This is a genomic window from Actinophytocola sp. (assembly GCF_009379765.1).
Taxonomy (GTDB): domain Bacteria; phylum Actinomycetota; class Actinomycetes; order Mycobacteriales; family Pseudonocardiaceae; genus Actinophytocola.
Genome location: NZ_WHTD01000007.1, coordinates 88,995 through 95,736, shown reverse-complemented (window position 1 = coordinate 95,736; position 6,742 = coordinate 88,995). Strand labels below are relative to the sequence as shown.

Here is a 6,742-nt window from a genome sequence, read left to right as displayed (position 1 = left end):
TCGCGATCTCGGCGTCCTTGGCGGCCAACAACGACACGACGTCGTCGTGTGCTGCTTCCCGGCCTGACCCCATGATCAAAACCGTAGTGGATCACCGGTGGCGACCACCGCCGACCTGTCACTCAGGCTGAACAGCTACCAGAAGAGACGTCATCGACGTGCAACCCGACGACCTGTATCCGAGCAATAAGGTCGTTTCTGATCATGTGCCCTTTTACATCGCGGCAAAATCTCCGATGCTTTATGCGGTGACGAAAGGTCACCTGGACTACCACGGTGGCGCAGATCCATTGGTTTTCCTGGGGGTTTCAATTGGTGCCATCATTGATTCCGGACTAATATGGTGTGTAAGCGATGCAAACGCGGCGACGAACTACGTGAGGTTTACGCGCAACTTGATCGGGCTAGGTGACTTCGTGGACTTCAACCTGTTGTGTCAGCGCATGTGGAGCAAGACGCCGGACGACCCCTACCGTCCTGGCCGGCGGGCAGCAGAGGTGCTGGTACTCGACCGAGTACCGCTGGAATTGATCTCTGACGTCATCGCGAAGACGCAGGTCACGCTGCATGTGGCACGTACGGCGCTCGGTTCTGTCGGTGGCAGCAGGCACTATCAAGTCGAACCTATGTTCTACTACGACTAGGAGCGATCATGATCACCGAAGGCGCCGGCGACCTCCTGGCTGCGGACACTGAAGCCCTCGTCAACACCGTCAACTGTGTAGGCGTGATGGGTAAGGGCATCGCGCTTCAGTTCAAGCGTAAGTATCCAGACAACTTCAGTGCGTATGCAGCAGCATGTAAGGCTGGCCAAGTTCGGTTGGGAAAGATGTTTGTCTACGAACTGAGTTCGAGCACTGGCCCTCGTTACGTCATCAATTTTCCAACCAAACAGCACTGGCGAGCCAAGTCGAGAATTCGTGACATCGAATCGGGGCTAGATGATCTTATAGAGACTATCAGATCGCTCGGTATCCACTCAATTGCTATTCCGCCGTTGGGGGCTGGAAATGGAGGCCTTCCATGGCCGGAAGTGGAGGAGGTAATCCGCGATAAATTGCAGGCCATGCCTGACGTCGATGTACGCCTGTACACGCCATCGAACGCGGCGCGGAATCTATCTCCAGAGTCGCTCAAGATGACTTGGGGCCGCGCAACTCTCATCCAGCTAATTGAAGAGTATGTTGCGCGTAGATTGGCTGTTGAACCTTGGGAAGGAACTAGCGGCGCCTCTCATCTTGAGATTCAGAAGCTGATGTATTTCGCGCACTTGACAACACCCGACTTGCGTCTGAGATTCGAGCCAGGTCTTTACGGTCCATACAGCGATCAAGTCCGCCATCTTATTCAGCAGATGGAAGCTGTCTATCTGCAGGGATTCGGTGATGGGACGGCGCCGGTGCAGCGACTTGATCCGATTAGCCCCACTGACGAGGGAATCAATGAGTCCCGGCGATTTGCCAACGAATCGTCGATTGGGAAAAAGATTCAAAGTGAGATTATTGATCCTGTCATGGAGATAGTTGAAGGATTCGAAGGGCCGTACTCCATCGAATTGCTGGCCAGCACGCATTGGGTCTCTGTGTATGAGAATTGTCGCACCAGTCACGACGCGTGGGCCGCTATCAGCACGTGGTCGCCGCGTAAGAGTCAGCTCTTTACTGAATCGCACGTTGAGGCAGCTTGGAAGAAGCTGGTTGACGTCGACCTTATAAGCAAATGAGCTGTCGAAACCTCGAAACTGCACAACAAGGCCTTGGGTGGAGGCCCGAGTCAGACAGCAGAGACAAGCTGGCCCATGCTGGTGACGATGGCCTGCGGGGAAAAGTTCGGCGAATTGGTCGGCCTTGCCTGACTTATTTGCATAAGCGATGGCTCTAACTCGCGCATTCCTAACTAGGTCCACAAACTTGTCAAGCCCACGCCGGAGTAGGTACACCGCAATGGCGGTTTGCTGTTGTTGTCCACGATCGCGACCGGACGACCTGTCGCCTTCCCAGCTTGCCGTAGCTTCGCCGTTCCAGGGTGAGGTGTTCGGGCTCTCGCCGGACGACATCGATCGCGAGGCCGAGGTGGTCAACGTTGTTCGGCAAGTCCGGCTCGTCGAGAACAAGCCGGTGTTCGCCCCGCCGAAGCGCGGCAAGACGCGGTCGGTGCCGCTGTAGTCGAGGCCGGCGGCCACCGGGTCGACGCGGGAGCACGGCATGCACGCGCTCCGCCACCTGTTCGCGTCGGTACTGCTGGATGCCGGCGAGTCGGTCAAGGCACTGGCTCAGTACCTCGGCCACAGCGATCCCGGCTTCACGCTCCGCGTCTACACCCACCTCATGCCGACCAGCCATGAGAGGACTCGGCGTGCGATCGACGGCTTCCTTACCGAGCAAGCGCAGGCCGCTGCGTGAGACGGCCTGGGGGCGGCCTGGCAGGGAGCGACACCAGTAAAACCGCAGCTAGGCGTACATGGCCAGCCAGATCGCGATGTAGTGGGAGAGCGCGGCCAGGACCGTTGCCGCGTGGAAGAACTCGTGGTGGCCGAACACCTTCGGCCACGGGTTGGGCCAGCGGGTCGCGTAGAAGACCGCGCCGAGCGTGTAGAACAAGCCGCCCACCAGGATCAGCACGAAGGCCGCGACGCCGGCATACGTGAGCAGGTCCGGCAGCACGAACACGGCCACCCAGCCCAGGGCGATGTAGATCGGCGTCCCCAGCCAGCGCGGGGCGTGCGGCCACAGCAGCTTCAGCCCCACGCCCAGGACCGCGCCGCCCCACACCACCGACAGGACGACGTAACCCGTCGGCTTCGGCATGGCCAGCAAGGAGAACGGGGTGTACGTGCCGGCGATGAAGATGAAGATCATCGAGTGGTCGAGGCGCTTCATCCACGCCCGCACGCGCAGGCTCACCCACCAGCGCCGGTGGTACAGCGCGCTCACCCCGAACAGCCCGAGCACCGTCGCGCCGTAGACGGCCGTCGCCCAGCCCGCGGTGGCGGACACGGTCGACGCGGCCACCGAGATCAGCGTGGCACCGGTGGCCACGGACACCAGGAACGACCAGTAGTGGATCACGCCGCGCATGCGCGGCTTCGTGTGCTGGGCAGGCGGTGGGTTCAGCGTCGCGGCAGGCACAGAGCCCAGGTTACGGGACCGTAGGTTGTGGCCGGAGCCGCTGTGAACTCAGTCACGACCAGCCGACCACCTCGCGGTGCTCGACCGCGAGGCACCGGTCCATCACCACGTCGAGGCCACCGGCGGCGGCGAGCGCCGCGCCCTCCTCGCTGATCACCCCCAGCTGCAGCCACAGCGCGCCGGCCCCTGCCGAGACGGCCTCGCGGGCGATGTCCGGCACGTGCTCGGGCCGCCGGAAGACGTCCACGATGTCCACCGGCTCGGGCAGGTCGGCCAGCGTCGCGTACGCCGGCAGGCCCTGCCACGACGACAGCGCGGGGTTGACCGGGAAGATCCGCAGCCCGGCCTGCCGCAGGTACCGGGCCACCCCGAAGCTCGGCCGGCCGGGGTTGCCGGACAGACCCACGACCGCGACCGTCCGCGACTCGCGGACCAGCCGCTCGATCACCGACAGGTCCTGCCAGCGCGGGTCGATCTCGGTTCGCTGCATACCTCGATTGTGCCCTCATCCAGCGCGTGCCGCGCCCGGCCCGACCCGGCGGCGTACCCTGCGGGGACGTGAGTGCAAGCTGGCGGAGGTTCCGCAAGAAAGCTGCCAAGTTCGTCTACGGCCTCTACGACAAGCGGCTCATCCAGCAGGCGGCCGGCCGGCACCCGCGCCACGTGGGTGTCGTGCTGGACGGCAACAGGCGGTGGGCGCGCGAGGCCGGGTTCACCGACGTCAACGACGGCCACCGGGTCGGCGCCACCCGCATCGCCGAGCTGCTGACGTGGTGCCGCGAGGCCGATGTCGAGCTGGTCACGCTCTGGCTGCTGTCGACCGACAACGTCAACCGGTCGGCGCAGGAGGTGGCGACGCTGCTCGAGGTCATCGGCGACGTCGTCGACGAGCTCGCCGAGGTGGGCAACCCCTGGCGGCTGCGGATCATCGGGGCGCTGGACGTGCTGCCCGACGAGTCCGCCACCCGGCTGGTCGCGGCGGCCCGGCGGACCGAGGGTCGCACCGGCATGGAGGTCAACATCGCGGTCGGCTACGGCGGCCGCCGGGAGATCGCCGACGCGGTCCGCAAGCTCCTCCAGCAGCACGCCGAGGAGGGCACGACGATCGAGGAGCTGGTCGAGGTCCTCGACGTCGACCACATCGCCGAGCACCTCTACACCTCGGGGCAGCCAGACCCGGACCTCGTCATCCGAACCTCCGGTGAACAACGGCTGTCCGGATTCCTGCTCTGGCAGTCCGCGCATTCCGAGTTCTGGTTCTGCGAGGCCTACTGGCCCGACTTCCGGCGCACCGACTTCCTGCGGGCGCTGCGCGACTACGCGATTCGGCACCGCCGGTTCGGCTCATGAAAATGCGAGGACTCGGGAATTAATCCCGAGTCCTCGCATTATTTGTTGCGCGGAAAAATCAGTCCGCGAACGAGTGGGCGATCAGCGCCGGGGTGGTGGCGATACCGGTGTAGGCGCCGGCCACCAGGGAAGCGGCACCGTAGCCCAGAGCGCCACCGCCGAGGATGAACGTGTTGTACGCGTCCCCGAACGTCGGGTAGCTACCCGGCTCCACCATGCCTGGCAGGTCCATCGGGTCCGCGGTGGCCATCGCCGGGGCGGCGATCATGGACAGTCCGATGGCGGCAGCGGCGACAACGCCAACCTTCTTCAGCACGTTTCCATCTCCTTCGACAATGGGGTTTCGGGAAACTGCACGGGGTCCGTTCTTTGCACTCCGTCGGGACAAAGTTACTCGGAAACGAATGGCTCCGCGTTGCCAGATACTCCATCGTGTTACAGATTTCGGCATGTTCACCACTTCTGGTTTTCGGGGTGATTAAACGGTGCTGCTGTGTGATCGGCGCGCAAACGGTTGGCAGCGGGTTGTGCCTGGTCAGCGGCGTACGGGAGCCTTGAGTGGCCGGTTGGGGTCGCCCGGACGGCGGATGCCCCAGGTCAGCGGTGATGATCACTCCGAGTAGCCGGATTCTGCATCTGCACGTGCGTCACGAACCGAAAATCACCTGCGTGGCTGCCTGTCGGGTAGCGGCGACCGCGGGTAGCGTCCGAAGTGACGGGTCGCGCCCACGCGGCCCGTTCCGGGAGGCCCAGGTCGTGATGGTGACGATCGAGAGGGCCGGCACCCGGCCCTCGTGGGCGACGCGGTCGGCGTCGAGGAGGTCGAGACGCTGACCTGATCGTCCAGCCTGGGTGGGTGCCTGGCCCTACGAGGAGCGAACGTGGGTGTCGCGTTCGCGTGGGAGTTGCCGTGACCGCTTCGCGTTCCTCAGGAGGCCCGGGTGACCAGCGCCGTACCTACGTTCTCGACACGTCAGTGCTGCTCTCCGACCCGTGGGCGGTGACAAGGTTCGCCGAGCACGCCGTCGTCCTTCCACTCGTCGTCATCGGCGAGCTCGAGGGCAAGCGACACCACCCGGAGCTCGGCTGGTTCGCCAGGGAGGCGCTCAGACTGCTCGATGACCTGCGGCAACGACACGGCCGGCTGGACAAGCCGATCCCCATCGGAACCGTGGGCGGCACTCTCCACGTAGAGCTCAACCACTCCGACCCCGGCGTCCTGCCGGCCGGTTTCCGGGCCGACTCCAACGACGCCCGGATCCTCGCCTGCGCGTTGAACCTGGCCGCCGAGACCCAGGGCGTGGCGCTGGTCACGAAGGACATCCCGCTGCGGGTGCGGGCCGCGGCGGTCGGTCTGGAGGCCGACGAGTACCGCGCGCAGGAGGTCACCCCGTCCGGCTGGACCGGGATGGCCGACGTCGAGGTGCCCGGCGAGGCGCTGGACGCGTTGTTCAAGGACGGCGAGATCGACCTCGCGTCCTACGGCATCGAGTCCGGCGGCGAGTTCCCGACCAACACGGGCCTGCGGCTCATCGCGGCATCGGCGAGCGCGCTCGGCCGGGTCACCAAGGACAAGCAGGTTCAGCTGGTCCGCGGTGACCGGGAGGCGTTCGGCCTGCACGGCCGCTCCGCCGAGCAACGGGTCGCGCTCGACCTGCTGCTCGACCAGGAGGTCGGCATCGTCTCGCTCGGCGGCCGCGCCGGCACCGGCAAGTCGGCACTCGCGCTGTGCGCCGGCCTCGAGGCGGTCATGGAGCGCGGGCTGCACCGCAAGGTCGTGGTGTTCCGGCCGGTGTACGCGGTCGGCGGCCAGGAGATCGGCTACCTGCCCGGCTCGGAGACCGAGAAGATGCAGCCGTGGGCGCAGGCGGTGTTCGACACCCTCGGCGCGCTGGTCAGCAAGGCCGTGATCGACGAGGTGCTCGACCGCGGCATGCTCGAGGTGCTGCCGCTGACCCACATCCGCGGCCGCTCGCTGCACGACTCGTTCGTGATCGTCGACGAGGCGCAGTCGTTGGAGCGCAACGTGCTGCTGACCGTGCTGTCCCGGCTCGGCACCGGGTCGCGGGTGGTGCTCACCCACGACGTGGCGCAGCGGGACAACCTGCGGGTCGGCCGGCACGACGGCATCGCGGCGGTCATCGAGAAGCTCAAGGGCCACCCGCTGTTCGCGCACGTGACCCTGACCCGGTCGGAGCGCTCGCCGATCGCGGCGCTGGTCACCGAGATGCTGGAGGACCACGCGAGCTGAGCCGCCGAGTCGA

The 6,742-nt window shown here is 65.1% G+C and carries 9 protein-coding genes; 6 read left to right on the top strand and 3 right to left on the bottom strand.

Annotated elements, in window-relative coordinates:
• Nucleotides 1-158 precede the first annotated feature (158 nt).
• The 4 genes from GEV28_RS03700 to GEV28_RS42110 all read left to right on the top strand — a co-directional run bounded on the left by GEV28_RS03700 (nt 159) and on the right by GEV28_RS42110 (nt 2,402).
• Nucleotides 159-644, top strand: a complete 486-nt coding sequence (locus GEV28_RS03700; protein WP_291408571.1) for a DUF4433 domain-containing protein — start codon at nt 159-161, stop codon at nt 642-644.
• Nucleotides 645-652: 8 nt separating this feature from the next.
• Nucleotides 653-1,723, top strand: coding sequence for a macro domain-containing protein (locus GEV28_RS03695; RefSeq protein WP_291408569.1), 1,071 nt, complete (start codon nt 653-655; stop codon nt 1,721-1,723).
• 307 nt (nt 1,724-2,030) lie between these two features.
• Entirely contained in the window at nt 2,031-2,165 is a 135-nt protein-coding gene (locus GEV28_RS42115; RefSeq protein ID WP_367115025.1) for a hypothetical protein, read from the top strand.
• Between the two features lie 39 nt (nt 2,166-2,204).
• Nucleotides 2,205-2,402 carry a tyrosine-type recombinase/integrase gene (locus GEV28_RS42110; protein WP_367115024.1) on the top strand — a complete coding sequence of 66 codons (198 nt, stop codon included), beginning with the start codon at nt 2,205-2,207 and terminating at the stop codon, nt 2,400-2,402.
• Nucleotides 2,403-2,450: 48 nt separating this feature from the next.
• Here GEV28_RS42110 and GEV28_RS03685 read toward each other — a convergent pair whose 3' ends face one another.
• Nucleotides 2,451-3,128 (bottom strand): hemolysin III family protein, encoded by a 678-nt coding sequence (locus tag GEV28_RS03685; protein WP_291408567.1) that lies wholly within the window; start codon nt 3,126-3,128, stop codon nt 2,451-2,453.
• Nucleotides 3,129-3,180: 52 nt separating this feature from the next.
• Entirely contained in the window at nt 3,181-3,618 is a 438-nt protein-coding gene (locus GEV28_RS03680) for a CoA-binding protein (protein ID WP_291408565.1), read from the bottom strand.
• A 68-nt stretch (nt 3,619-3,686) separates the two neighbouring features.
• On the opposite strand from GEV28_RS03680, the gene GEV28_RS03675 reads away from it, so the two are divergent.
• On the top strand, nt 3,687-4,478 hold the full coding sequence (locus GEV28_RS03675; protein ID WP_291408563.1) for an isoprenyl transferase: 792 nt from the start codon (nt 3,687-3,689) through the stop codon (nt 4,476-4,478).
• A 58-nt stretch (nt 4,479-4,536) separates the two neighbouring features.
• On the opposite strand, the gene GEV28_RS03670 is transcribed toward GEV28_RS03675, so the two are convergent.
• Nucleotides 4,537-4,794, bottom strand: a complete 258-nt coding sequence (locus GEV28_RS03670) for a hypothetical protein (RefSeq protein ID WP_291408561.1) — start codon at nt 4,792-4,794, stop codon at nt 4,537-4,539.
• A gap of 594 nt (nt 4,795-5,388) precedes the next feature.
• Here GEV28_RS03670 and GEV28_RS03665 point away from each other — a divergent pair.
• Entirely contained in the window at nt 5,389-6,729 is a 1,341-nt protein-coding gene (locus GEV28_RS03665; RefSeq protein ID WP_291408558.1) for a PhoH family protein, read from the top strand.
• Nucleotides 6,730-6,742 lie beyond the last annotated feature (13 nt).